At 37.3% G+C, this 23900-nt stretch carries 26 protein-coding genes and 2 tRNA genes; 7 read left to right on the forward strand and 21 right to left on the reverse strand.

The genetic code is table 11. The annotated features are described in order from the left end of the window. Positions 1–3: 3 nt before the first annotated feature. Genes MNY28_RS04045 through MNY28_RS04065 form a run of 5 tightly spaced genes read right to left on the reverse strand, consistent with a single transcriptional unit; the run spans position 4 to position 4365 of the window. Positions 4–387 carry a thioredoxin family protein gene (locus MNY28_RS04045; protein WP_151899960.1) on the reverse strand — a complete coding sequence of 128 codons (384 nt, stop codon included), beginning with the start codon at positions 385–387 and terminating at the stop codon, positions 4–6. Continuing rightward, positions 380–2185 (reverse strand): multiheme c-type cytochrome, encoded by a 1806-nt coding sequence (locus MNY28_RS04050; protein ID WP_346388984.1) that lies wholly within the window; start codon positions 2183–2185, stop codon positions 380–382. The genes MNY28_RS04045 and MNY28_RS04050 overlap by 8 nt, the downstream gene beginning before the upstream one ends. Next, entirely contained in the window at positions 2182–3390 is a 1209-nt protein-coding gene (locus MNY28_RS04055) for a cytochrome c peroxidase (RefSeq protein ID WP_346388985.1), read from the reverse strand. The genes MNY28_RS04050 and MNY28_RS04055 overlap by 4 nt, the downstream gene beginning before the upstream one ends. Positions 3391–3421: 31 nt before the next feature. Next, positions 3422–3799: a hypothetical protein gene (locus tag MNY28_RS04060; RefSeq protein WP_151899957.1), complete on the reverse strand. Its 378-nt coding sequence runs from the start codon at positions 3797–3799 to the stop codon at positions 3422–3424. After that, a complete protein-coding gene (locus tag MNY28_RS04065; protein WP_346388986.1) occupies positions 3799–4365 on the reverse strand; it encodes a bifunctional precorrin-2 dehydrogenase/sirohydrochlorin ferrochelatase in 567 nt (188 codons plus the stop codon). The genes MNY28_RS04060 and MNY28_RS04065 overlap by 1 nt, the downstream gene beginning before the upstream one ends. 135 nt (positions 4366–4500) lie before the next feature. On the opposite strand from MNY28_RS04065, the gene MNY28_RS04070 reads away from it, so the two are divergent. From MNY28_RS04070 to MNY28_RS04085, 4 genes are read left to right on the forward strand one after another with little or no spacing between them, the layout of a single operon-like run. Beyond that, on the forward strand, positions 4501–5505 hold the full coding sequence (locus MNY28_RS04070) for an Lrp/AsnC family transcriptional regulator (protein ID WP_151899955.1): 1005 nt from the start codon (positions 4501–4503) through the stop codon (positions 5503–5505). A 12-nt stretch (positions 5506–5517) separates the two neighbouring features. Further along, a complete protein-coding gene (locus tag MNY28_RS04075) occupies positions 5518–5922 on the forward strand; it encodes a hypothetical protein (RefSeq protein ID WP_346388987.1) in 405 nt (134 codons plus the stop codon). Beyond that, positions 5912–6073: a hypothetical protein gene (locus MNY28_RS04080; protein ID WP_346388988.1), complete on the forward strand. Its 162-nt coding sequence runs from the start codon at positions 5912–5914 to the stop codon at positions 6071–6073. Before MNY28_RS04075 ends, MNY28_RS04080 begins: the two co-directional genes overlap by 11 nt. Then, the gene (locus tag MNY28_RS04085) at positions 6070–6363 is read left to right on the forward strand and encodes a hypothetical protein (RefSeq protein ID WP_151899954.1); all 294 of its coding nucleotides are present in this window, start codon (positions 6070–6072) and stop codon (positions 6361–6363) included. The genes MNY28_RS04080 and MNY28_RS04085 overlap by 4 nt, the downstream gene beginning before the upstream one ends. Positions 6364–6373: 10 nt before the next feature. On the opposite strand, the gene MNY28_RS04090 is transcribed toward MNY28_RS04085, so the two are convergent. From MNY28_RS04090 to MNY28_RS04110, 5 genes are all read right to left on the reverse strand, one after another. Next, entirely contained in the window at positions 6374–6676 is a 303-nt protein-coding gene (locus tag MNY28_RS04090; RefSeq protein WP_151899953.1) for a metal-sulfur cluster assembly factor, read from the reverse strand. Between the two features lie 22 nt (positions 6677–6698). Then, positions 6699–7937 carry a hypothetical protein gene (locus MNY28_RS04095; protein WP_151899952.1) on the reverse strand — a complete coding sequence of 413 codons (1239 nt, stop codon included), beginning with the start codon at positions 7935–7937 and terminating at the stop codon, positions 6699–6701. 8 nt (positions 7938–7945) lie between these two features. Beyond that, positions 7946–8293: a hypothetical protein gene (locus MNY28_RS04100; RefSeq protein ID WP_151899951.1), complete on the reverse strand. Its 348-nt coding sequence runs from the start codon at positions 8291–8293 to the stop codon at positions 7946–7948. An 86-nt stretch (positions 8294–8379) separates the two neighbouring features. After that, a complete protein-coding gene (locus tag MNY28_RS04105) occupies positions 8380–9027 on the reverse strand; it encodes a Crp/Fnr family transcriptional regulator (RefSeq protein ID WP_151899950.1) in 648 nt (215 codons plus the stop codon). Continuing rightward, positions 9024–10256, reverse strand: a complete 1233-nt coding sequence (locus MNY28_RS04110) for a glutamate-5-semialdehyde dehydrogenase (RefSeq protein WP_151899949.1) — start codon at positions 10254–10256, stop codon at positions 9024–9026. The genes MNY28_RS04105 and MNY28_RS04110 overlap by 4 nt, the downstream gene beginning before the upstream one ends. 66 nt (positions 10257–10322) lie before the next feature. Between MNY28_RS04110 and MNY28_RS04115 the strand changes: the two genes are divergently transcribed. Further along, positions 10323–11081, forward strand: coding sequence for a pyrroline-5-carboxylate reductase (locus MNY28_RS04115; protein ID WP_151899948.1), 759 nt, complete (start codon positions 10323–10325; stop codon positions 11079–11081). Between the two features lie 12 nt (positions 11082–11093). Here the strand turns inward: MNY28_RS04115 and MNY28_RS04120 are convergent, their stop codons facing one another. The 8 genes from MNY28_RS04120 to MNY28_RS04155 all read right to left on the reverse strand — a co-directional run bounded on the left by MNY28_RS04120 (position 11094) and on the right by MNY28_RS04155 (position 19275). Next, positions 11094–11504, reverse strand: a complete 411-nt coding sequence (locus MNY28_RS04120) for a hypothetical protein (RefSeq protein ID WP_151899947.1) — start codon at positions 11502–11504, stop codon at positions 11094–11096. Positions 11505–11593: 89 nt separating this feature from the next. Beyond that, complete coding sequence (gene thrC / locus MNY28_RS04125) at positions 11594–13066, reverse strand: threonine synthase (RefSeq protein WP_151899946.1); 1473 nt, start codon at positions 13064–13066, stop codon at positions 11594–11596. Between the two features lie 40 nt (positions 13067–13106). Then, a complete protein-coding gene (locus MNY28_RS04130; RefSeq protein WP_346388989.1) occupies positions 13107–14333 on the reverse strand; it encodes a peptidoglycan DD-metalloendopeptidase family protein in 1227 nt (408 codons plus the stop codon). Continuing rightward, entirely contained in the window at positions 14333–15145 is an 813-nt protein-coding gene (locus tag MNY28_RS04135) for a cell division protein FtsX (protein ID WP_346388990.1), read from the reverse strand. The genes MNY28_RS04130 and MNY28_RS04135 overlap by 1 nt, the downstream gene beginning before the upstream one ends. Further along, complete coding sequence (locus tag MNY28_RS04140; protein ID WP_151899943.1) at positions 15132–15803, reverse strand: ABC transporter ATP-binding protein; 672 nt, start codon at positions 15801–15803, stop codon at positions 15132–15134. Before MNY28_RS04140 ends, MNY28_RS04135 begins: the two co-directional genes overlap by 14 nt. Continuing rightward, complete coding sequence (trmB, locus tag MNY28_RS04145) at positions 15796–16968, reverse strand: tRNA (guanosine(46)-N7)-methyltransferase TrmB (protein ID WP_346388991.1); 1173 nt, start codon at positions 16966–16968, stop codon at positions 15796–15798. Before trmB ends, MNY28_RS04140 begins: the two co-directional genes overlap by 8 nt. Continuing rightward, positions 16968–18353, reverse strand: a complete 1386-nt coding sequence (locus MNY28_RS04150) for a hypothetical protein (RefSeq protein WP_346388992.1) — start codon at positions 18351–18353, stop codon at positions 16968–16970. Before MNY28_RS04150 ends, trmB begins: the two co-directional genes overlap by 1 nt. Further along, on the reverse strand, positions 18301–19275 hold the full coding sequence (locus MNY28_RS04155; protein ID WP_346388993.1) for an RluA family pseudouridine synthase: 975 nt from the start codon (positions 19273–19275) through the stop codon (positions 18301–18303). Before MNY28_RS04155 ends, MNY28_RS04150 begins: the two co-directional genes overlap by 53 nt. A gap of 53 nt (positions 19276–19328) precedes the next feature. Here MNY28_RS04155 and MNY28_RS04160 point away from each other — a divergent pair, with 53 nt between their 5' ends. Beyond that, positions 19329–20441, forward strand: coding sequence for an FtsW/RodA/SpoVE family cell cycle protein (locus MNY28_RS04160; RefSeq protein ID WP_151899939.1), 1113 nt, complete (start codon positions 19329–19331; stop codon positions 20439–20441). A 9-nt stretch (positions 20442–20450) separates the two neighbouring features. On the opposite strand, the gene MNY28_RS04165 is transcribed toward MNY28_RS04160, so the two are convergent. Continuing rightward, the gene (locus tag MNY28_RS04165; RefSeq protein ID WP_346388994.1) at positions 20451–22163 is read right to left on the reverse strand and encodes an ABC transporter transmembrane domain-containing protein; all 1713 of its coding nucleotides are present in this window, start codon (positions 22161–22163) and stop codon (positions 20451–20453) included. A 92-nt stretch (positions 22164–22255) separates the two neighbouring features. Here MNY28_RS04165 and MNY28_RS04170 point away from each other — a divergent pair, with 92 nt between their 5' ends. Then, positions 22256–23338, forward strand: a complete 1083-nt coding sequence (locus MNY28_RS04170; protein WP_346388995.1) for a glycosyltransferase family 9 protein — start codon at positions 22256–22258, stop codon at positions 23336–23338. Positions 23339–23477: 139 nt separating this feature from the next. On the opposite strand, the gene MNY28_RS04175 is transcribed toward MNY28_RS04170, so the two are convergent. Beyond that, positions 23478–23554 (reverse strand) — tRNA-Asp (locus tag MNY28_RS04175). A gap of 253 nt (positions 23555–23807) precedes the next feature. Further along, positions 23808–23883, reverse strand: a tRNA-Val gene (locus MNY28_RS04180). Positions 23884–23900: the final 17 nt, after the last annotated feature.

Genomic DNA, 23900 nt, shown 5'->3' on the forward strand with positions numbered 1-23900 from the left:
CATCTACTTTTGCTTTAAACACCTGGCTATATCACTGGGTTTCATATGTCCTCGCAATGCCTTGCAGCGAAAGAGCTCATTTTCGTCAAGAAAAAAGAGCGTTGGATATTGCACAGTATAGAGCATTTCTATAGGAAAACTCTCTTTTTGTTTTTGATAGACTATAACAAAAACTGCATATTTTTCAATAAGCGATGAAACTTTTTTGCTGTTGATAATTTTAAAAAGCTCTTTATTGCAAGCAGCAGAGTGTTTTTTTGTCAGATAGACCATCAGTATTTTATTTTCCTGAACAGCTTTTTGATGGGCATTGCTGTAAGAGTTTTCAAGTATAAATGATTCTCCCTCCATGAAAAAGAAACAAAGCAATACAAGAAGTCTAATCAAAATCTTTTTCCAGATCTGCTATTGTAATTACCGGCGGATCCGGAAGTTGCGGGTATGCCGCTTTGACAATATTTGTCACCCATTGCGGATAAATTCTAAAGTTAAGCTTTATGTTTACATGTAAAGGATACTGCAGCTCTTTTTGCAATGAAAATTTTTCTACAACCCGTTTGCCTGCAGGGATTCTTGTATCTTTGAGCAGTTTTTCATATCGCCAAAAAAACAATCCTACCGGTTTGCCCTCTTTGTCTCCAAATACTTTGTTGAAAATGACAGAACCTTTTTGAATCTCTCCCTCTTTATTCAGTTTTCCGCTGCTAAAAACAATTTTTCCGCTTTTGTCTTTTACTGTTATATCAAGCCAGAGTTCCCGAAAATCTGCCGCGCCTGTCGGGAGTTTGTGTCCAGCCCCCACATTTTTTACACCTACAGACAAAACCCCTTTGTCAAGTTTCACATCCAGTTTTGCCGATGTTTTTAAAAGCTGTATGGACTGTGACTCATTCTCTTTGTTTTTCAAGCCGGCAAGAAAATGGTTTCCGCCTGCAAAATAGTGTACTTTGATATCCTTTTTATGTTTTCCCCCGAGAGTTGACCTGCCTTCAAGCGGAGAGAATTTTCCGTTTTTCAAATAGGTCATATGACAGTCGATACACTCTTTGTGCTCCTTTGGCTTCTTCGGATTGTTGTAGGGTGATTTTTTCCACTGTTCGTACGTTGAGACAACTTTTTTCCCGCTATGCGGCAGAAACTCATTATGACAAGAAGCACAATACTCGCTTTTTTTGTATAAAGGTTTCATATACTCCTGTTTATGAACCTTTGGCTTTGCATTGATAAGCTTCTGACTGATCCAGACTTTCATATCTGCATGCGCATCTTCATACAGATATTTTTTTCTTTTTGTAAGATTGAGACTGTAGGAACTGTTTCCCGTCGGCTTTGCATCTGTTATACGGTGGCATGCAATACAGGAGACACCCTGTTCAAGTCTGTTTGGATGTTTTTCAAATTCATTTATCAGATTTTTTGATCCCTTGGTAAAAAGCGGTTCCGGCATAATATTGTCTTGCATAAAATGTGTAGTTCTTTCCTGATGCATACTCACGGCACTCGGATTGTGGCAACCCATACACCATTGTCTGAACTCTTTGCCTCTGTCCATTTCGGCTAAATTTTCAAGCACCATATAGTATGGATTGGAATCGGCAAGATGCCTGTGGTTTGAATCCGCCCATTGTTGAAAGACAGCCGGATGGCAGGCCTTACATGTAACGGAGTTTGTCCAGTCTATGCTGTGGTGATGTTTTGCACCGTCTGTAAAGATGATATTTGTCAGTTTCTCTGAACTTGAATAGGCATAGTTTGGGAAGAATATCAGCAAGAGAGGAAGAACAGCTGTCATTTTTTTTACTGCAAAAAACTTTCTCAGATGCAGTGCAAAAAAGAACAGCAAGACAAAAGAGCCATAAAGATGTATATAGTATGAGATAATACCATAGATATCACCGCCTCTGTTGCCTATCAAGAACAGGTACGTTCCGCTGATGAGCAAAAACACAAACACAAAAGCAAATGCCAATCCGCTTTTGCTTTTGTGTTTCATAATTATCATACTCTCATAAATATGCTTATATAAAAAAGGAAGAACAAAAAACAGTGTAAGGACTACAGAACCAAAAATGTGAAGAAATTCTATCACTCGAAAATAGGACCATTGCAGCGAAAAATAGTTCATCAGCAAAATTCCACTGACAAACATAAAGAGAATATCAAGGTTTATATATAAAATTTTCATTGCAGTTCCTTATACTCGACAACATCACCTTCAAGTGACTTTAAAAATGCTACGATTTCATCTATCTGTATCTCTGTCAACTCCATACTTAACTGGTATTTCCCCATAATACGGACAGCTTCCCGTAAATCAAATACGGCTCCGTTATGAAAATAGGGAGATGTTTTCGTTACATTTCTTAAAACAGGTACCCGAAAAAGCTGTTCATTATTTTTTCCCAAAAAGCCGCCTTTATTTTCAAATGGATATCTGCTGTAGGGTTTGATATTGAAATCAAAAGCAGCTACATCACGACCGATAAACTCTGTGCTGAAAATTCCCGTTACATCTATGATATGATTATAATTGCGTGTCGGAAACTTTTGAATTGTCTGTCCTCCGACCGTTATACCGGTATGGCATCCCTTACATCCAAGCTGAATGAAATTTCTGAAACCTCTTTTTGCCTCCTCACTCATAGCAGAGTCATCACCCTCTAAAAATCTGTCATAGGCACTTCGGGTAAGCAGCGTTTTCTGATATACATCCAAAGCCTTACACACATTTTCAAAAGTCACTCCGTCTTCAAAAACTTTGTCAAACTTTTGTTTATATGCATTGTTTTTTTTGACTCTTTCTTCGACCTCTTGCGTTGATAAATTCATTGTATATTTGCCATGTATCATCGGAGCAATAGCAGATTTTGAAGTTGTTGCAGACCCGTCCCACATTCTGTATTTTGCCAAAGCAGAATTTAGGATTGTAGGGGTATTTAAATGATTGGGAGAGGTTTTTCCTTCTGTACCAATAGCAGTTGCAAGTCTGTCACTGCCGCTTTGATCTTTTATATGGCATACCATACAGTCAGTTTTGGCCTGCGGATGAGTCAGGTCATCTAAAAACTGCTTTTTATTGTGCGGATTTTCACCCAACATATGACAAGAAGCACAACTGACTGATGTGTCCTGAGAAAGTATTTTGTCAAAATACAAACTTTTGCCCAAGGCAACTTTCTCTTTTGTTATCGGGTTCTCTTTGGAATCAAGCAGTTTTAAAAAGCCGCTATACTCTTTTGGTTTTGGTATAGGAGACATGCCTCTGCTTAAGGCAATTTCCCGAAGTTTCTCATCACTGTAAATTTCTTTTGGTTTGTTTGGGATTATATAAGGGAGCAGTTCTATCCATACAACAATAATAAAAATTGCCAGGAAAGTCAAACGTAGCATAATGCACTCCCTTTATAAAACGAATATAAGATTAGATACCAAAAAACTTTTTCAGCCAGTCTCTTTCTTCTTTTGTCTCTATATAGATTTTTCTCACTGTTTGATTTGCATCACCAAGGACGACAACATCATTTCCGATAACTTTCAAATGTTTTTTTCCCCACTTCTGGTCCAGTTCATCCATACGGTACAATGAATCTGCCGCATCCGGTTTCTCTTTGGTCCCTGTTCTTGTATCTACAATGGCAAGACCCCCGATTGTTTTTTCAAACTTATACGGACTGTAGACTTTAATCTCTTTGTAAATTCTGTGCGGCTTTGTATCCGGGGTAGCTTTTTGTATCGCTATAAACCCAAGTGCAAAAAATGCAAACAACATCCCTAAAAACAATCCTTTTTTAGCATTCATTACTGACTCCAATTTTCTATATATTTTTTTGCTTTTTCATCAAGCATTTTCATTCTCTCTTTTCCTTTGGGCAAACTTTTACGCAGTTTTTTCATCTCCTGCAAAAACTCCGAAATTCCACCTGGAATCATCTTTTGCAGATACTTTCTTAAATGTTTTGCCATTGCAGGAGAAGTACCTGAAGTTGATATTGCAATAATCAGATCCTCTTTTTTTACATACGAAGGAAAAATAAAATCACAATAGGCCACGGAGTCCACAGCATTACACAAACAATTGTACTGCTTGGACTCCTCAAATATCTCCGCCTGCAGTGCAATACTGTCCACAGCAACCACTACAACAGCAAACTCCCGTATATCACCTTTTCTGTACTTACGCTTTTCATACACAAGATTTTCTTCCTGTATACGTTGCAGCATCTCTTGTGAAAATTCATTTGCAATGATATGTATGTCTTTTGTAAAATCAAGAAGATGTTCCAACTTTTCATACGCAACATTTCCGCCACCTACTATAAGAATTTTTTTACCGTCTAATTTTAAAAATGCCGGAAAATAAGCCATTCCAAATACCCTTACTTAAGTTTTTGTAATCTAATCATAACATATACAGACATAAAGTTCTTGACAAATATCAATTTAAATTTAGATAAAGATAGATACAATCATTATGCTAAAAATTAATATAAAGTAATACAGATGAAACAAGAGATACTTTCAAGAATACAGAAAAAGTTTCCGTTGGTACAAAAACCTTTTGAGGTGATTGCTGATGAGTTGGGTATGCGGGAAGATGAAGTTTTAGAGATATTGCAAGCAGAAAAAAAAGCAAATATCATACGTCAGACTTCCGCCATATTTGACACAAAACGCCTGGGGTACAAATCATCTCTGGTTGCGTTTAAAATTCCCGAAGAAAAAATCAACAGTGCCGTAAAGATTATCAATGCCCATCCCGGTGTTTCGCATAACTACGAAAGAAACCATGATTTTAACATCTGGTTTACCATGGCAGTTGCACCTGATTCTGTTTTGGGTTTAGAAAAAACAATACAAACGCTTGCCAGCCTTGCAGAGGCAGATGATTATATTGTTCTGCCTACCCTGAAGCTTTTTAAGATCAATGTCAAACTCAATACGACAGGAAAAGACGAAAAAAAAGAAGAGGTAAAAAAAGTTGTCCATAAAGATATAGAACTGACACCTTTACACCATAAAATTATTCAGAGAGTACAGTATGACATTGACTTTGTCAGCGAACCGTTTGCTGATATCATCAATGATCTTGATATAGACTACGAAACCTTTTTCAATACCCTGCAGGAGTTGCAGAAAGCCGGTGTCATGAGACGGTTTGCTTCCATTTTAAACCACAGAAAAGCAGGTTTTAATGCAAATGCCATGGTTGTCTGGGATATTGATGAAACACTCGGCGATGCCATAGGTGCAAAGGCAGCGGCTTTTTCTGCCGTAAGTCACTGCTACCTGCGTCCAAAATACAAAAACTGGCCCTATAATCTCTTTACAATGGTCCACGGAAAAACGACCCAAGAGACAAATGCCATGATTGCGGAGATGGCACAGGAGATAGAATCAAAAGACTACATGCCTCTGTACTCATCAAAAGAGTTTAAAAAGGTAAGAATTGAGTATTTCACACCCAAATTTGCCGAATGGGAAAAAAAACATGCTACAGTTGCATAAAGGAGAAATATAATGGAAAGATTTTTTGAACTGGAAATTGCATATATTGTAATAGGAATATTTTTTTTGGCCATTACCGCCTTTGTCACAACAAGGGATTTTATGCCAAAAGGTGCCTTTAAAAAAGGAATGTTTGGTATATTTGCCATATTTGCCATTATGATAGGTATTCATTATTTTGTAACTACCAAAAGAATGCAGGGTGTCAAAGAAATCTTTAATGAAGGCAAGACTGTTATCTGTGAAAACAAAATGAGAAGAACCATTTCACAATCTGTTTTGATTTCAAAAAAGCTTGGATGGAGACTTGATGGTGATTACTTCAAAAATCCTGATTTTATCAGAGATTTTCATACGGCAAGATGCGTAGACTATTCACCTATTGCCCCAAAAGATGAGACTGAAAATGATAAGTAGATTCAAAAGATATGGTATGGCTGTCATTTTTTTGTTTTTAGTTGTCATTTTAATGCTGCTGGGAACCCTGGGTGTCAAAGATTTTGGAGATCAGATGTTTAAAGATGCAAATATTACAATTACCCCAGAAGGAGAAAGGATACATTTATGAGTTTGACATTTTTGTTGAGTATTGGAATTGTTCTGACAATTATCTTTCATTTTTTAGGCGTGTATGCCGGTGCTAAAAAAATAGTATGGATTGCCATTATTCTTATATGGGCTGCTGTTATTTCTGTTGCAACAAGTGAAGTCAAGCCGAAAGCCTATGATGATATAAAAAGAATGCAGGGTAAATATAAAGATACAGACCGACTTATAGACGAAGCGATGCCAAAAGTTTCGGTATATGAAATGATACTGATAAAAAACAGTTATTTAAAACATGAGCCTCAAGAGTAGGCTCATACAATCAGGCAGCACCCAGTGCTTTTTTGACATTTTCATCAGCCATGGAAATATTCCACTGCGGTTCCCAGACAACTTCTACATCAGCACTTTTTACATTTGGCAGTTTTTCTACTGCTTCTTTTACCCATTGCAAAATCATCTGATGCATAGGACAGGCCTTTGTTGAAAGCGTCATGACTACTTTAGCATTCCCCTCTTCATCACAACTGGCATCATAGATAAGACCCATTTCCACAAGATTAAAACCTACTTCCGGATCTATAACCGTTGAAATTGCCTGAAATAATTCATCTTTTGTATACATGTAATTCTCCTCTTCTAAAATTTTATGCTTTAAAATTTATCATATAAAATACATTTCTGATAAATGCCAATGTTCCTATAAAAAGAAAAGAAGCACCGGCATGCAGCAATGCATCACCTTTTGTAAGTATTGCGATGGTAATCAAAACAACACCGACTGCACAAAATACAAACTGAGCCTGCGAACTTTTGTACGGTACCATATCTGCCAGCATCGGAACCTTCTGTTTCCCTACCAATGGTGAAAACTTTTCAAACCAGACCAAAAACGGAATTATTTTGTAAATATGCCCTGTAATCAGAAAAGCAAAAAATCCAAAAAAGAACAGCCACATAGAGGCCAGTAAAAATTCCTCTTTTTGTGTCAGAAAATAAAACACGACAATCACAATGGAAACCAACATGGAAATATAAGAGAACATCAAAGAGACCGCATAGATATCGTTCTCTTTTCTTGGTCTTGTACTGTAAATTATATAGATAAGATAGAAATAGACGATCATCGAAACAGCTGCCAAAGCATAGCCGGTATAGGCCAGTATATCTATCTTAAAAAATGAAGATATGACAACACTCACAACAGCCATACTCATCATAATCAAAGAAATCTTTAACGGTTTCAAAGAAAAGCTGTGTGAGAGCGTAAACATAGGAACAAGTACAATAGAGAGTCCCATAACGGTTATCGCAATGTAACCGCCTAAAACCGCATAGACATGGGCCTTCAGCAAGGATGCAATATCCAAAGAAACTGTTCCGGCATAAGAGAGTGCCATTAAAAGCCCAAAAATTATTCCGAAAAACAAAAAAGTGTTTGAAATAAGCAGACTGCTCATCACCAAAGTTAATTTTTTGACTTTAAATATTGTTAAAAAAATTTCGCCTACAAATATCAGCATAGATATCAATACAGTCACACCGCCGTAAGGCAACAGCGCGGGAAAATACAAAAATCCGAACACCATGAGCAGTGTACCCGTGAGCAGCAACGGCCAAATTGCATAAAAAAGTTCTACACCAAAGTGTCCGACTTCAAGAACAACCGGAACCAGTTGTGCCATTGCACCAAAAATCACCATCATGACAAAACCCAATAAAAACAGATGCACAAATGCCATCATATCCGGGTTGACAAAAGAGAGATTTGCAGCATCAAATGAAAAAAGATAGACTGATGCAAAAAAATAAAACAGGCTCCCTATCAGGAAAAAAGGAGCTATCAGTTTAAACGGCGGTGCAAAGTCCTGCGATATTTTTACCATTACTCAACTCAACCGCCGCAACTTGTCTGTGTCAAATCAGATTCACTTGCAGCATCTTTGTTATATGAAAAAACAACTTTTACCAAACCGTCATCCAGCTCTTGTATATCATACTTCACATCATCTTCAAGTTTTGCAAAAAGTCCTCCCGGTGCTTTATGGTTTATCATCACCAAAGTGTCATTAGTTCCTTTTATAAGAGCCAAGCCTGCCATTGCATTTACCATTGGGTGTGGCGGCCCCTCTTTTGATGTATCAAAATAATAGGTACTTTCTCCATCTTTTTGCAATTTATAAAAATCAACGGTAGCACCGTCAACAACTATTTTTTCAGCTTCATTGGGTATATGTGACATTATCAATCCTTTTACTTATAAGATTTCATGATTGTAATCAAGAAAGCGTAATAACAGGTTGACCAATATCAATAAAAAGAGAAAAATCACTCAAAAAGGATGGTTAATGCCTCTTTGTTTGTAATTTTGTATGAACTTGCCTCTTTTTTTACAAACCCTAACTTTGTAAATTTCTTCAGTATTCTCGAGAGTGTCTCGGGAGTCATGTGCAGATATTGTGCAAGCTGATTGTTTTTCATCTTCAGTGCCTCGTCATTTTCACAAATATATTTTGCAACTCTTGCCGTTGAGTCCAGAACAACATTCAAGGCTATCACATTGTCAAGATGCTTGATTTTTTGGGTCAGTGATTTAAAAAGAGCCAAAGAGATATCTTGATTTCCAAGAAAATACTCTTTAAATTTTTCAAAGTCTATCTCTAAAACACTCCCGTCACTTTCAAAAGCAGCAGAAGCAGGATAAGGAATACCTTCAAAAACCGCCATTTCGGCCACCATGCTTTTTGGTCTAAACCGATGCAGAATAATTTCATTGTTTTTTGGATCTATTTTATAAATTTTCACAACACCTTCAAGCACCATCGTAAGATGCTGTGCTTTGTCTTTTTCATAAAAAAGAATTTCACCTTGAGAAAAACTTCTCTTTCTTGTGATTGAAAGTAACAGTTTCAACTCTTTTTCATTGAGATTTTCAAAAAAAACAATACTTTTTAATTCGTCAATTGTCAACATCATCTTATCTGCCCGCTTCCGTAAATTTTATATTTATACGTTGTCAACCCTTCTATTCCCATAGGCCCTCTTGCATGGAGTTTGTTTGTACTGATTCCCACTTCTGCACCAAAGCCAAAAGCGCCTCCGTCTGTAAAACGGGTAGAGGCATTGACATAAACTGCCGCTGCATCAATGTTGTTTAAAAATTTCTCTGCTGTAGTGATATTTTCAGTAACAATAGCTTCCGAGTGTCCTGAGCCGAAACGTACTATATGCTCAATTGCCCCGTTGACACCCTCAACAACCTTCAAATTTAAAATATTTGCCAAATACTCAGTATCATAATCGGCATCTGTCGCCTCTGCAACACTGATTATTTCCTGAGTTTGCACACAGCCCTTTAATTGTGTATTTGCATTGTCAAACGCCTCTTTTAAAAGAGGAAGTACCTCTTTTGCTATTGTTTTGTCCACCAACAGTGTCTCCATAGCATTACAGACACCCGGTCGTTGTACTTTTGCATTCAATGCAATTTTTACAGCGCTCTCAATATTTGCGTCTTTGTCTATATAGGTATGACACTGCCCTTTGTCATGTTTGACAACACTTACCGTTGCATTTTCACTGACAAATTTTATAAGCCCTGCTCCTCCGCGAGGAATAATCAGGTCTACATATTTATCCATTTTGATAAGTTTGGCCACACCTTCACGGGAACTGTCCGGAATCAAAGATATAAGAGATGTCGGCAAATCATGATTTTCCAAGACTGCTTTTAAAACTTTTGCGATTGCTTTGTTTGAGCGTTCTGCTTCTTTGCCGCCTTTAAGGACACAAACATTTGAGCTCTTAAAACAAAGAGCAGCTGTATCACTCGTAACATTAGGGCGTGATTCGTAAATTATACCGATAACCCCAATAGGAATACTCACTTTTTCTATTTTCAGCCCATCTTCAGTCAACCACCCGTCAAGTACGCGTCCTACCGGTTCTTTGAGTGCAGCTATCTCTTCTACAGCCTTTGCCATGGACTCTATTCTCTCCTCGTCCAAAAAAAGTCTGTCCATCAATGCAGAACTTAATTTGTTCTTCTCACCTTCAAGCATATCAATAGCATTTGCTTCTATAAGATCCATAGTATTGGCACGTAAAGCATTTGCCATTTCATGTAGTATTTTGTTTTTATCACGTCCGCTCAAACTGTTAAATACTCTACTCGCAGTCTTTGCTTCTTTTAAAAATTGTTCCATATCCTCACCCATTTTTTAGACTTTATTTTAATAATGTTATACTACCATAAAACATTTAGGACTTGTATGAAAACAATTACATTTATCGGAAATGGCAATATGGCACTCAGCATTGCCAAAGGTTTAAAAAACAGTTACAAAATAGAAGTAGTTGGAAGAGACCGTAAAAAGTTAGACAGTTTTGAAGAAAAACTCGGTTTACATGTAAAGAAATCTCTTCTTGATAATTTTAATATTGAAGATAAAAATATTCTCCTGTGTGTAAAGCCGGCAAATGTAGAAGAAGTGTCAAAAAAACTGCAAGGCAGAGCAGAGATACTCTATTCGGTTTTGGCAGGAACAGGCATTCAAAAACTCAAAGATCATTTTAACACATCTGCAGTTGTAAGAGCTATGCCAAACCTTGCGGCGAGTGTTGGAAAATCCATGACAACACTTACAGGAGATACCGCCTATAAAGAAGAAGCACAAACGCTTTTTAATTCTATCGGATCAACAAGATGGCTGGCAAACGAGAAAGAAATAGACATAGCAACAGCTCTTGCCGGCAGCGGTCCTGCTTATCTTGCACTTATTGCAGAATCTTTAAGCGACGGAGCAGTCAAACAGGGACTCAAACGCGAAGATGCCATGGCTATTATGCGTGGTTTGTTTGACGGTTTTGGAGAGCTTATCCAGGAAATACACCCTGCACTGCTTAAAGATGGTGTCATGAGCCCGGGAGGAACAACAGCAGCAGGATATGCTGCACTCGAAAAAGGAAATGTTCGCAATGCCTGCATCCAAGCAATAGAAGAAGCCTATAAAAAAGCAGTGAAGCTGTAAGGCTGGGCTGCTTTAATACCCGTCTTCTGCTTCATAGGTTAAATACAGAATCATAATCCAGATCAACAGACAGACAGAGACTATTTCATACCCTATCAGCCAAACTACAGGAAATGCATTGAGATTCAGTAACTGAAAGCTTTCCCAATTTGCATTTGCTATAAATAAAAATAAAAACAAAGCTCCAACGGTATAGGGGATACCGACAAAATAGAGTATGTATGCAACGAATTCCCATTGTTCGGGAATAAACAGATAATCTTTAAAATCGACTTTTTGAGAACCAAAACTTGTACGCTTTTTAGCTGTTTTTGCTTTTCTTCCATGAAAAGACTTTGCACGTCTTTCATTCAGTATCAGCTGATTGTAATAAAGCATATTCCGCTTCTGCTTTAACTTATCCTCAGTTGTTGTTTTATTCATAATTTTTCCTATTAAAGTTATTTTACATCTTTAATAGTTAATGACAACTTAAACTGTTAATAATAATGATTTATCACTTTTTGAAAATGTTATAAAAATTTAAGTATCTCTTCTTCTATTTCCTCTTTTTCTATCACTGTTTTTTGCACTATCGGTTTTGTAAACAACTCTTGTATCATCTTTGGAATTTCAAAATTTGCCACTCTCGATATTGATTCTAACGCATCAATATCTTTCATATCAATCTCTCCTGTCAGTGCATTTGCAATTACCGGAGAAAATTTCGTCCACTCAGCTGTCGAATAGGCAATAGTCTTAATCTCAGGTTTTGAACATGTTTCATAGGATTTCATACATGTAGCCGTATGCGGATCCATCAAATAGTTATATTTTTCAAAAGTCTCTTTGATGTATTTTTTACCCTCTTCTCCTGTACAAAAATCAGCATCAAAACACTCACGAAGCTTTGTAAGTTCATCCGCTGTCAATTCATAGAAATTATTTTCTTCAAGATTTTGCATTAACTCTTTTGTTCTGTCTTCTCCAAACAGATCGAACAAAACTCTTTCAACATTTGATGACTTTAAAATATCCATAGCAGGTGATGTCGTACCGATAACTTCACAATTTCTCAAATCATATTTCCCGTCACGAATCAGACGCGTAAGCACATTGTTTTCATTTGATGAAATAATGATTTTTTCAACAGGCAGACCCATTTTCCAGGCATAATATCCCCCAAGAGCATTTCCAAAGTTCCCGCTTGGGACGTTCAGATACACTTTTTCACCCATTGTGACTGCATTTTGACGAACCAGCTCCAGATAAGAGTGAATATGATAAATAATCTGAAATATTATACGTCCAAAATTGACTGAATTTGCTGCTGAGAGTTTCATATCTTTTTTTTGCAATGCATTCTTGAAACTTTGTGAAGCCAGTAAACGTTTTAAAGCGCTTTGTGCATCATCAAAAACACCGTTTATCCCGATGACTTTTAGGTTTGGTGCATCTTCTGTCACCATCTGCAGACGTTGCACATCACTTGTTCCGCCATCCGGGTAGAGACATGCAACTTTTACATTTGCTTTGTTTTTAAAAGTTTCAAGTGCCGCAGGACCGGTATCTCCGCTTGTTGCAGCCAAAATCAAATAATTTTCATTTAATCTCTGTGCGATAGAAGAAAGAACTACACCAAAGGGTTGCAGTGCCATATCTTTAAATGCGCGAGTAGGCCCGTGATACAGTTCACTGATATAGAGGTTTTCTTTGACTTTTACAACAGGGACAGGATTGGATGCATCATCAAATTTGTCATACAGACTCAGTGCCTCATCAATCACTTCTTTTGCTATATCTATTTCAAAACGATCCAACATATCTGCTGCAAGTTCTTTATAAGAAGAGTTCAAATGCTTTTGTAAAAATTCTTCTCCGAGAGCAGGAAGATTTTGCGGGACATATAAACCGCCAAAAGATGCTATAGGACTCAATATTGCTTCCGAAAAGGTAACCGTTTGCGGCTTTTTCTTATCTACGCCGCGTGTTTGAATAAAGTTCATATTTTTTCTCTGTTTTTTATTTTTGCAATTATATCAAAATCTATTGAAATAAACGTATCGGATTAATATGATTTGTTTTTTGTGTGACTTCAAAAACAAGTTCATCTTTAACCCTGCCGATTGTTGCACCTTTGGCAATCTTTTTCCCTTTTTTGACATTTGGTGCTATCTGTGAAAGATTTGCATAAATTGTATGGAGTCCGTTTTTGTGTTCGACAATCACAATATTGTCTAAAACCGCTGTCTTTGCCGCATAAATCACTTTACCGTTGAAAACAGTTTTTACTTTTGCATTAGGATATTTTGGTTTCAAAGAGATAGACTCATTAAATATCTTTATACCGTAAATAGGATCTGTATAGGTACCGTATTTTTTTGTAATTGTATACGCATTAAGCGGAGCAATCGTTTTTCGTCCTCTGTACCTGATTGTCTTTATTGCCTGATAACTGCTGCCATGTTTTTTTACTTTTGGCAGATTTTTTCCAAGTTTGTTCTGACGTTTTGCAAAAGCCAGTTTTCTCATCTTTTCTTCTTTTGCTCTTTTAATTTCATCTATTTTTATAAGATTAAGCTTAGAAAGAGTTCTTTTTAAAGCATTTTGCCTTCTGATAAGACTTTTTAACTCTTTTTTGTAAGACTCTTTTGCCAAAGTCAGTTTTTTTAACGCTTTTTTGTTCTCTTTTTTTCTTCGGATTACTTCTTTTCTTTTTTGATCTATACTTGCGATTGCCACTTCGAGTGAACTTACATGTAAACTGATTAAATCTATATTTTTTTCATTTTCAAAAAATTTTCTGCTTAAAAGTTTTGCTTTGTCTTTTGAAGCTTTCAGCATAGCTTTTAAAACTTCAAACTCCATGATGGCTTCTTCGTTTTCAGGATACTCTTTTTCCAGAACAACTGATAAAGAGACAGTTTTGGCTATAACAAAAATCAGATCCTCTTCGAGTTTTTGTCGTTTTTTTTGAAGTGCTTCTTGGGATTTTTTTAAAATTTTCAACTGTTGTATATTCTCACTGTGACTGCTCTCTTTGAGAGAGAGTTCTTTTTCCAACTGTTTGAGATAACGCGTTTTTTTTGCCAACTCTGTTTTTTGTTTGATGATAGCTTTGGCCGTCTGTGCCATTTTCGCATTAAGTACAGAATAGTTCTTCGTATAAGACTGCAGCGCAGAACTTGTTTTGTTTATTTTTTTATCTATTGCTGTTGATCCGAATACAGCACTGCTGCATATAAAGAGTAAAAAAAATAATACAGCTCTCATCAGACCTCTTCTTTATGCCCTAAAACTATAAAACCTGCCAGTAAAATAGAGACTGTTATAGAAACACCAAGCATAATCAGTGAATCATACACTTTGTCAAAAATCACAACAGATATGCCTATGTTTGTAAACTGTTCTTTTACCCACGGACTTGAGGCAAAATAGGAAAAAGCTATAAATGAAATACCAAAGGCTATAAATGCATCAACAATGGAAAGCCGAAACAAAACTGCTGAACGCAACCATGTAGGCGCACCGAACAATCCCATTATATTCATTCTTTCATTGTGTTTGAACTGCCATATGCGAAGTTCTTTAAATATTAAAAGTATCGTAACAAGCAAAATAGATACAGCCAAAACAGATATGACATTTTTAAAAAGCAGCAGCAGTTTATAGGTTGTGTCATGTGTATTTGAAAAAGTTTCCACTTTTGTAATATACGGGTATGCTAAAAGCTCTTTTTTTATTTTTTGCAACTCAACAGGTGTCGGATATCTTTTTAATTTAAATTTATAAAATTTCGGCAATGTTATTTTCAACAGTTCTATATTTTTTTTGCTTATCCCGGTATTGAGTTTTTTTATAATCTCATCAGGAGAAAGCTGTTCGACAGAAGAGAGTGCTGATATTTTATCCATCAACTCTTTTGGCTGCAATGTTTTTTGACTGACGACCACAAGTGAATAGTTGTTTGCCAGATTCTCTTTATAGGCATTGATAGATCTGTCTACTATAGTAAAAATCTGCAATGAAAACAGTATACTTACAAGAGCAATGACAAGAGAGATATGGTTTTTAAATGACTTCATGTACCTCTCCGAATTCTATATGATAGTGCTTGTAATCAACCTTCATTGTTTCAGGAATATGGTGTGTTACCACAATAACAGTAGTTTTAAGCTGCTCATTTGCACCTTCTAAAAGATTCCAGATCAGCTGTGAAGAGTAATCATCAAGATTACCTGTCGGCTCATCGGCAAGTATCAAAATCGGATTATGTGCCAAGGCTCTTGCCATGGCTACACGCTGTTGCTCTCCGCCGCTGAGTTCCAAAGGATACTTCCCCACTTGATGCTGCAGTCTTACATGCTTAAGCAGAGAGTCAACCTGACTCTGTGTGATACTTTTTTCATAGCCGTTTATAATCAGCGGCAGCATGATATTCTTTTCTATCGTCCACTCTTTTACAAGTTTATAGTCCTGAAAAACAATGCCGAGATGCTTTCGCAAAAAATTCAGCTTTGCATTTGAAACACCCTTGAGTTCAACACCTCCGACAACAAGACTTCCCTCTATGGGTTTGAGCGCACCATAGAGTGACTTTAACAGTGTTGATTTTCCGCTACCGCTTGCTCCGGTTATAAAAACAAAACTTCCCGAGTCTATAGAAAAATTTGCTTTGTTTATAATGGTTTCATCTTTGGAATAAGCAAGAGAAAGGTTTTGAGCAATAATAACTTTATCCATGTAACACCTTGTTCAGTTCTTTGTGTGCTTTGAGATTACTGCGTGATTTTAATGGGTACTCTGGATAGTAAAAAACTTCTTCATTATTGATAATAAGATACAAATGTTCCGGTCTGTCAAAACTCCCCATTGATAAACGCAGCATAACCCCTTCTTTGAGTCTGTATACACGTTCAAAATGTATAAAACCGCCTTCAAAACGAAAAGTCTTATTATGCAGTGCAATGATTTCTTCCACACTCAAGCCGGGTTTTGTAAAAGTAAAGTCACCTTCAATAGCCAATTCCTGAGAAAACTCATCATTTATCATTGTCACATCATAAATGTTTTTTTCTTGTTTTTTCCATCTGTCTTCATATTTTGAACTGATGGCTATATCTTTGTTTTTGTTAATTTGCAGTGTTGTTTTGTCAAATGCTATAAAGGTTTCATAAGAGTACACATAATAGTTTTCACTGTCTGTTCTAAGCTCCAAAGTCCCGCCAACTTTCAATACACGACGGGCCTCTTGGATAAAAGAAGTTGAGATAACTCTGCGATGCGGTTTTTTATCCCACGGAACAGGAAAATGCACATAAATAGCCCCGACGATATTTGAAGGAACAAGCTCCATAAAAAGCCTCGCATCATAATCAAGCACAAGTAAATTATCCAGCTTCTGTATAACGCTCTGTTTGAGTACCTGTTCTATGGAAGGACGATGAATCTCCAAACCTATAAAGAGCACATCAGGATTCTTTGCTGCCTGATGCAGCAAATGCCGTCCAGAGCCAAAGCCTACTTCAATGCGGACCTCTTTGTCCTGTGGAAATTCATTGGCAAAATATTCTATTTTTTTGAGTGCCGTTACTTCCTGCAGATGTATATTCTTCGGTGCCTGGGGTACATTTGAAGCGATTACATGTAACCCTGCAGCTTTTGCATATGCCAAAAGTGCTTTATGTACATTGTGTATGGAAGCGGGACGCGTAAGCTTGTCAGTTTTGAGCAGGCTTCTGTTCTCTTCTTCTTTAACCAAAAGAAAAAAATCTTCACCTTCTACAGTTGTTGCAATGAGTTTTTCATCGGCATGCAAAACATTTGATGCAATAAAATTAAAACTCACCTCATCACAAAGCTTTGGAAAATCAATTTGTTTAAATTTTTCTATATGTAAATGTGGCATTAAATCTCGTTTAAATCTAAATCTTTTACAGGAGTCACTTTCTCTTGTGTGCTGTCTGTATCCTTTGTGTAAGTTTTGACAGGAACCTCTTTCACCGGCGAACTCTTTTCTCCATCTACCACCTTGGTAAATGCACCAACTTTTATTTTGACTTCAGTACTCGGTTTTGAAACTATACCGTTTTCATCTATACCGTAAACAGTATATGCATACATACTGTCTGCAGCAATGTTTGTATCAATAAACCTGTTTGTATGAATATTCTTATACTCTTTTTTTGTCTCTTTAAACCAGCCTATCTGGCGCTTTCTGACAATTTCATAAGATTTGATTCTTGCGTCTGCAGTTTTCCAGGAAAGTTCTACTCCTGAATCAGTAAGCTGTATTGAGGTAATAACAGGAGCATCAGGCTTTGGCAGTGTCATCCCCATAACGGTATTTTTATCATGTTCGCTTTCAAGCCCGTCTTTATCCACAACACTGACTCTGTAAAAATAAACCTGCCCGTCTTTGTTAATATGATCTGTAAAGCTGTTGTTATACAGTTTGGCTATCAGTTCAAAAGAGCTGTCTATGTCTTCGCCTCTGTATAAATAGTATTGATGAAAATCTTTTTGTTTTGAAGCAGACCAGCTGATTTTTATCATTTTTGGCAAATTTTTGCTTGCACTTATATGTTCTACACCTTTTGGCAGTGCCTTTGTTACAGATTTTACAATCTGTGAAGGTTTTGAAACAATTCCATCATAGGTCTTTACCCGAATTCTGTACAGATATACGGCATTGTCTTTTAAACCTTCATCAATATACTCGGCATTCAAGCGCCCTTTCAGTATTGCAATTTTTTTAAATGATTCATCTTCAACACTCTGGCGCTCAATTATATAGGATGCAACCCGTTGATTTTCATGCGGTCTCCATATAATTTTCGCACTTCGAGGAAGTCCGGCAATGGAGTGTATCCAAGCTACAGATTCCAGGACAGGGAGAGTGCTGACATTATATACTTTACTGAGTTTGCCCTGGGCATCTTTGGAAACCACCCTGAAAGCATAACTGTATTTTGTACCCGGTTCATTCTTTGCATCAAGATAATGTGTTTTAAATCTATTGTCTATACGGTCATAATAATCCAGTTCTTTTGTGGCTTTTTTCCCTAGAATTCTTTTATAGACATAAATACCGTTTACACGCGGATCTTTTATACTTTTCCATTCAAAGGCTACCGTTTTCATATCACGCATGATTCCGTTTTTTGTAAGCGTTACAACAGGCAGCGTAGAGTCTATAGCAACTTTTTTCTTTGGCAGCGGGCTTATTCCCTGACAGCCACTAAGAATCAGCAGTGAAACTGCGCATAATGTACTCAGGCTCAATAACTTCATTTAAAATCTCCGTATCAAATTTTTTATAAATTGTTGCTCGCATTATAGCATCAAACTCTGCTTGAAAAGTTAACTTTTCTTTTGTTGAAGGATGAATAAAGTAAATCATATAGGCATGCAGCAAAATACGTTCCGAGTTCTCCTGTTTTGGGCTCAATCCATAGATATGATCCCCCAAAATATGACGGTTCATACTCTCAAGGTGTACCCTTATCTGATGGGTTCTTCCGGTAAAAAGCTTACAGGCTATAAGCTGTGTCTGTTCATCTTCACTCAAAGCCAGATGTTTAAACATCGTTTTTGCATACTTTGCATGTTCCAGTCCGGATGCCATTTTCAAACGGTTATGGGCACTTCTGCCTATGTTTGATTCTATTGTTGTAATTTCTTCTTTTAGAGGAGGCACTATGACAGCTATATAGTAACGCCCCATACTTTTGTCCTGCAACTGTTTTGACAAAAATTCATGGGCAGCATTGTTTTTGGCAACAACCATTGTGCCACTCGTTCCTTTATCCAGACGATGCACGATACCGTGACGCTCTTCCCCGCTTATAGTAGAAAGTCTGATACCTTTGTGCTTGAGCCAGTCAACCAGTGTTGCTTCTTTGACACTCGGTGCAGGATGAACTGTCACGCCGCTTGGCTTGTTTATGACCAGAACGTCATCATCTTCATATAAAATTTCAACATCAAAATCTACGTCAAGTGCTTTTTCCTCTTTCGCCTCAGGAAATTCTACCCTGACTGTCTGTCCTGATTTAAGTTTTACACCCGGACGGGGAACTTTTTTTCCATCGACAAAGACACATTCATGTTTGATCAGTCCTGCTATCTGCGAACGGGTCTGTCCTATCTGTGCAGTCAAAAAAGTATCCAGTCGTTCAGGATTTACGCATTTGTATTCTTGTGTGTTTATCATTCTTTACAGCCTTTATGATACAATCATAATAATTTTATTTTGGAGTTACAAATTTGTGGAGATTTGATAAGAGTATTTTATCACAATTTGACTTTTTTTCCATCATTCTTATCATTCCTTTGATAATTATGTCTCATTGGCTCATCGGTGAAGCTGTCCCTGCTCTTGCTGAAAAACAGCTTGCCTATGTCGGTGTTGCACTTTTGGCTTTTTTGGTTGTATTTTTATTGCCTATCAGACGGATGAGCTGGCTTATCCCTTTTATATACTGGGGCAATATTGCCCTTCTTTTTGCAGTAGAACTTTTCGGACACTCACGTCTTGGAGCCCAAAGGTGGATAGAAATACCCTTCATCAATGCCACCATACAGCCCTCAGAATTTGTAAAACCTGCGCTTATTTTAATGCTTGCCTATCTTATACATAAAAATCCTCCTCCTCAACAAGGCTACAGACTCAAAGATTTTTTACGCATAAGCTTTTACATACTGCTCCCTTTTGTTCTTATTGCAAAAGAACCGGATTTGGGTACAGCCCTTGTTTTACTGCTTATAGGCTATAGCGTTTTGTTTTATGTAGGTGTTTATTGGAAAATAATAGCCACTATTGTTGCAGGAATTTTGATTCTGTCCCCGCTTGCCTATAAATTTATGCTGCATGATTATCAAAAAGAGAGAATTACAGATTTTTTAAGTGAAAAACCATCGTATCACGTACAGCAGTCTATCATCGCTATAGGCTCTGGCGGATGGACAGGAAAAGACAAAGAGAATGCGACACAGACACAGATGAAATTTTTGCCTATCGCCACAAGTGATTTTATTTTTGCTTTTGTTGTTGAGCGAACCGGCTTTTTAGGAGCGTTAGCACTCATTTTACTCTATGCTATGCTCATCCTGCATCTTTTGAGTCTGAGTATATTTAACAATGACTACTATATTAAAGTTGTAACTGTCGCTATCTCTTTTATGATTTTCATATATATGGGTGTCAACATTGCCATGACTATAGGCTATGCCCCTGTAGTCGGCGTACCTCTGCCTATGTTTTCCTACGGAGGCAGCAGTTTTTTAAATTTTATGATACTGTTTGCCATCATGCAAAATCTCATCACATTCCGCTACAAAGATATGTATGACAAAGGTGGGACAAAAAGCTTTGTATAGTCTCACAGACTATTTTTTCAGTTCTCCCGCCAGTCTTTGATACACAGCAGAACACTCTAAAAGCTCTTTATGTGTACCGCTCGCCACTATAAGCCCTTTTTGCAGTACCAAAATTTTGTCAGCATGCTCAATTGTAGAGAGACGGTGTGCGATTGTCAGTGTGATTTTATCTTTCGTGTAGGTATCGAGTGCTTTTTGTATACGTTTTTCACTCTCATTGTCCAGTGCCGATGTTGCTTCATCAAAAAGCAGCAGTGAAGCATGTTTGTATATTGCTCTGGCAATGGCAATGCGTTGTCTCTGCCCACCTGAAAGATTTGCCCCTGCTTCACTCATCATAGTATAAATACCCTCTTCAAGCTGCATCACAAAATCATAGGCATCCGCCAGTTTCAGAGCTTCTATGACTTTTGCTTCATCTATACTTTCTTCGCCGTAGGCAACATTGGCAGCCAGGGTGTCTTGAAAAATGTAGATACGCTGTGAAACAAGTGCAATATGATGTTTGAGTGACTTTTGCTTGAATTCTTTGATATTGATGCCGTTAATGAGAATCTCTCCGCTGTCGGGATCATAAAAACGCAAAAGCATATTCATAAAAGTAGATTTGCCCCCGCCACTGTCCCCTACAAGAGCAATATGCTCTCCTTGGTTGATTGTCAAAGTAATACCGTCTAATATATTGGTATTTTCATACTGCAAAACAACATTTCTGTATTCAATTTTCCTAATATCCTCTTTGAGCTCTTTTGTACCCTCGACGACACTGTTTTCTTTGTCTATGATTTCAAAAACACGCTCACTTGCCGCAAGCGCATCCTGAATTTTCGAATAGGTTCCGCCAAGTTTGCGAATCGGTTCAAATACAAGTCCTACTGCCGTGATAAATGCTGTAAACTCACCAACAGTCATTTTACCGTCAAAAACCTCTTTACCCCCGACATACACGACCATGGCAAGTCCTGAAACTGCTATGATCTCCATAATAGGAGAAACAAGGGCACCGACATAAATGGCTTTCATATTTATCTTGAAAAAGTTCCAGTTTTCTACACTGAAACGGGAGACTTCAAATTTTTCTGTTGCATTGGCTTTAATGATTTCACTGTTGTTAAAAACTTCTGTCAAACGCGATACCAAATCGGCATTTTTACTCTGGGAACGGTGTGAATATTTTTTGAGTTTTTTGGCAATAAGCATCAAAGGGTAAATAATCAAAGGCACAACAATAAGTGTATAAAAAGAGAGTAAAGGGTTGAGATAGACAATGTACCCCACGAGTGCAATAACCGTTAAAAGGTCACGAAACATATCAGGAAGCATATTTGAAACAAAATACTGAATTCGGCCTATGTCATTTGTCACACGAGAAATAAGCTCTCCGCTCCGGTTTGCATACAAAAATGCCATATCAAGATGAATCATTTTGTCTAAAAGTATTTCACGAAAACGGGTCACAATACTCTGTCCGATGTACTCCATGAAAATTGTCTGAATATACTTTCCAATCGCTTTTGTCACATAAATGGCAATAAGCCCAAGAGGAATAATGTAGAGCATTGTTTTGTCTTTTTTAATGAACATATCATCCATCATTGGCTTCATAATCTGGGCAGTTCCCACAGTTGACACAAGAATGAGCAACCCACCAAAAATGACAAGCAAATAGTAGAGTTTATACTCTTTTATATAAGGCCAAAACCGTTTAACAATCTCTTTCAAATGCACTCCGTTAAGTTAATATGACATTTTACACTAACTATCCTATATAAATGTTAATTGGCTATAATTACACAAAAAAAACAAAGATTCCTATGAAATATCCTTTACATGTAACCCTAAGAAAAAAACTCTCGAGTATTCTCAATAGTGTGCTTTCTTTATTTTCTCACAAATCACAGCCTGCTCAATATATTGACAAAGAGCGCATCAAAAGCATTGTCATAATACGGCCAAATTACCGAATAGGGAACCTGCTTTTTTTAACGCCTCTTATCAACGAACTTTCAAAAGAGATGCCAAACGCCAAAATAGACATCATTGTCGGTATGAAACTTGCCGGAAAAATTCTTGAACCTCTGCCAAATGTTGACAAAGTCATAGACATCCCCCGAAAACTGCTTTTGCATCCGCTTGAAATGTTTGCCTATATCAAACAGGCCAGAACAAAACAGTATGATGTTGCGTTAAATATTTCCGGTGGTTCCACCAGTGCCCAAATCGTCACGGCACTCACAAGAGCAAAATACAAAGCCAGCTTCGCAAGTGACAAACTCTGGGCAAATTTCACACATATTCAAGATAGAGGCTTAAAGACCTACAGGCATATGGGACTTGAAAGTCTGGAATTTTTACGGTTTTTCAAAATTGATTTTCCCAAAAAAATGCCAACACTTGATATAAAACCGACACAAGAGGAGAAAGAAAAGGCAAAGCAAGACTTGCTTTCACTGTTACATGTAAACAACATTGATACCGATACAAAGGTTATAGCCATCTTCAGAAATGCAAGATTTGACAAAAAAATAAGTGATGAATGGTGGAATGAATGGGTAGACACACTCCTTAAACTCGATGAGAATATTGTTATTATAGATATCCTTTCACCCGATATTCCTACAAAACTCAACGAAAAAGTTTTGGAATATGCCAACAAAGATTTAAGAGTTTTAGGGGCGTTTTTTCAGGCATGTGATCTGTATGTCAGTGCGGACACAGGACCTATGCATCTTGCAGTCGCTTCAGGTGCAAAAGTTTTGGCACTTTTCAACAAGACAGATATTCAAGTCTACGGTGCTTTGGGAAAACAGAACAGAACCATAAACATAGAAAAACTCTCCCCCGGGGATGTTGCACACATTACAACTGACTTTCTCAGTACTGTCAGTCCGGACTAATTGAGTCTCAATGCCACCGCAGTGAAGTACGGGCTCCGAAAAAACTGTTTGACGTAACAGTATTAATATACATTTGAATAGATGATGTGAAAACAGAATTTGATGATTGAATAAGTATACTGAATGAATGAAAAGAGAATGGCGCGGTGGATGGGGCTCGAACCCACGACCCCCTGCGTGACAGGCAGGTATTCTAACCAACTGAACTACCACCGCAACCTAAAATTATGCTTTTTGCTTTACTCGGCGTTAGAACCTTTCGCTCAATCGTCACATAGTATAACTATGCTCCTCTTTCACTCTAGAACCTGCCTTGATTAAAACAAAAATCAAGAATTTTATAAAAAATTATCACATTTTCTTTTTTAAAGAAAGAAAAAACTTGTTTTTTGCATTAGTTGTGCTTAAGTTTTTAGTGAAGCGTACTCAAGTACGTGAACTAAAAATTTGAGTGCAAATAATCAAAAAATGGTGGGCACTACTGGACTCGAACCAGTGACATCTACCTTGTAAGGGTAGCGCTCTACCAACTGAGCTAAGCGCCCAAAATTATGTTTCAAAC

Origin of the sequence: Sulfurimonas sp. NWX367, assembly GCF_039667065.1 — a bacterium.
Taxonomy (GTDB): domain Bacteria; phylum Campylobacterota; class Campylobacteria; order Campylobacterales; family Sulfurimonadaceae; genus Sulfurimonas; species Sulfurimonas hydrogeniphila.

What these genes read in the sequence shown, in the direction of transcription:
- MNY28_RS04080 (WP_346388988.1), top strand. Translation starts at nt 5,912, where the DNA reads ATGATAAGTAGATTCAAAAGATATGGTATGGCTGTCATTTTTTTGTTT.
- MNY28_RS04135 (WP_346388990.1), bottom strand. Translation starts at nt 15,145, where the DNA reads ATGAAGTCATTTAAAAACCATATCTCTCTTGTCATTGCTCTTGTAAGT.
- MNY28_RS04170 (WP_346388995.1), top strand. Translation starts at nt 22,256, where the DNA reads ATGAAATATCCTTTACATGTAACCCTAAGAAAAAAACTCTCGAGTATT.
- MNY28_RS04090 (WP_151899953.1), bottom strand. Translation starts at nt 6,676, where the DNA reads ATGTATACAAAAGATGAATTATTTCAGGCAATTTCAACGGTTATAGAT.
- MNY28_RS04140 (WP_151899943.1), bottom strand. Translation starts at nt 15,803, where the DNA reads ATGGATAAAGTTATTATTGCTCAAAACCTTTCTCTTGCTTATTCCAAA.
- thrC (WP_151899946.1), bottom strand. Translation starts at nt 13,066, where the DNA reads ATGAACTTTATTCAAACACGCGGCGTAGATAAGAAAAAGCCGCAAACG.
- MNY28_RS04130 (WP_346388989.1), bottom strand. Translation starts at nt 14,333, where the DNA reads ATGAGAGCTGTATTATTTTTTTTACTCTTTATATGCAGCAGTGCTGTA.
- MNY28_RS04120 (WP_151899947.1), bottom strand. Translation starts at nt 11,504, where the DNA reads ATGAATAAAACAACAACTGAGGATAAGTTAAAGCAGAAGCGGAATATG.
- MNY28_RS04105 (WP_151899950.1), bottom strand. Translation starts at nt 9,027, where the DNA reads ATGATGTTGACAATTGACGAATTAAAAAGTATTGTTTTTTTTGAAAAT.
- MNY28_RS04085 (WP_151899954.1), top strand. Translation starts at nt 6,070, where the DNA reads ATGAGTTTGACATTTTTGTTGAGTATTGGAATTGTTCTGACAATTATC.
- MNY28_RS04155 (WP_346388993.1), bottom strand. Translation starts at nt 19,275, where the DNA reads ATGATAAACACACAAGAATACAAATGCGTAAATCCTGAACGACTGGAT.
- trmB (WP_346388991.1), bottom strand. Translation starts at nt 16,968, where the DNA reads ATGCCACATTTACATATAGAAAAATTTAAACAAATTGATTTTCCAAAG.
- MNY28_RS04110 (WP_151899949.1), bottom strand. Translation starts at nt 10,256, where the DNA reads ATGGAACAATTTTTAAAAGAAGCAAAGACTGCGAGTAGAGTATTTAAC.
- MNY28_RS04050 (WP_346388984.1), bottom strand. Translation starts at nt 2,185, where the DNA reads ATGAAAATTTTATATATAAACCTTGATATTCTCTTTATGTTTGTCAGT.
- MNY28_RS04115 (WP_151899948.1), top strand. Translation starts at nt 10,323, where the DNA reads ATGAAAACAATTACATTTATCGGAAATGGCAATATGGCACTCAGCATT.
- MNY28_RS04055 (WP_346388985.1), bottom strand. Translation starts at nt 3,390, where the DNA reads ATGCTACGTTTGACTTTCCTGGCAATTTTTATTATTGTTGTATGGATA.
- MNY28_RS04075 (WP_346388987.1), top strand. Translation starts at nt 5,518, where the DNA reads ATGGAAAGATTTTTTGAACTGGAAATTGCATATATTGTAATAGGAATA.
- MNY28_RS04100 (WP_151899951.1), bottom strand. Translation starts at nt 8,293, where the DNA reads ATGTCACATATACCCAATGAAGCTGAAAAAATAGTTGTTGACGGTGCT.
- MNY28_RS04070 (WP_151899955.1), top strand. Translation starts at nt 4,501, where the DNA reads ATGAAACAAGAGATACTTTCAAGAATACAGAAAAAGTTTCCGTTGGTA.
- MNY28_RS04150 (WP_346388992.1), bottom strand. Translation starts at nt 18,353, where the DNA reads ATGAAGTTATTGAGCCTGAGTACATTATGCGCAGTTTCACTGCTGATT.
- MNY28_RS04065 (WP_346388986.1), bottom strand. Translation starts at nt 4,365, where the DNA reads ATGGCTTATTTTCCGGCATTTTTAAAATTAGACGGTAAAAAAATTCTT.
- MNY28_RS04060 (WP_151899957.1), bottom strand. Translation starts at nt 3,799, where the DNA reads ATGAATGCTAAAAAAGGATTGTTTTTAGGGATGTTGTTTGCATTTTTT.
- MNY28_RS04095 (WP_151899952.1), bottom strand. Translation starts at nt 7,937, where the DNA reads ATGGTAAAAATATCGCAGGACTTTGCACCGCCGTTTAAACTGATAGCT.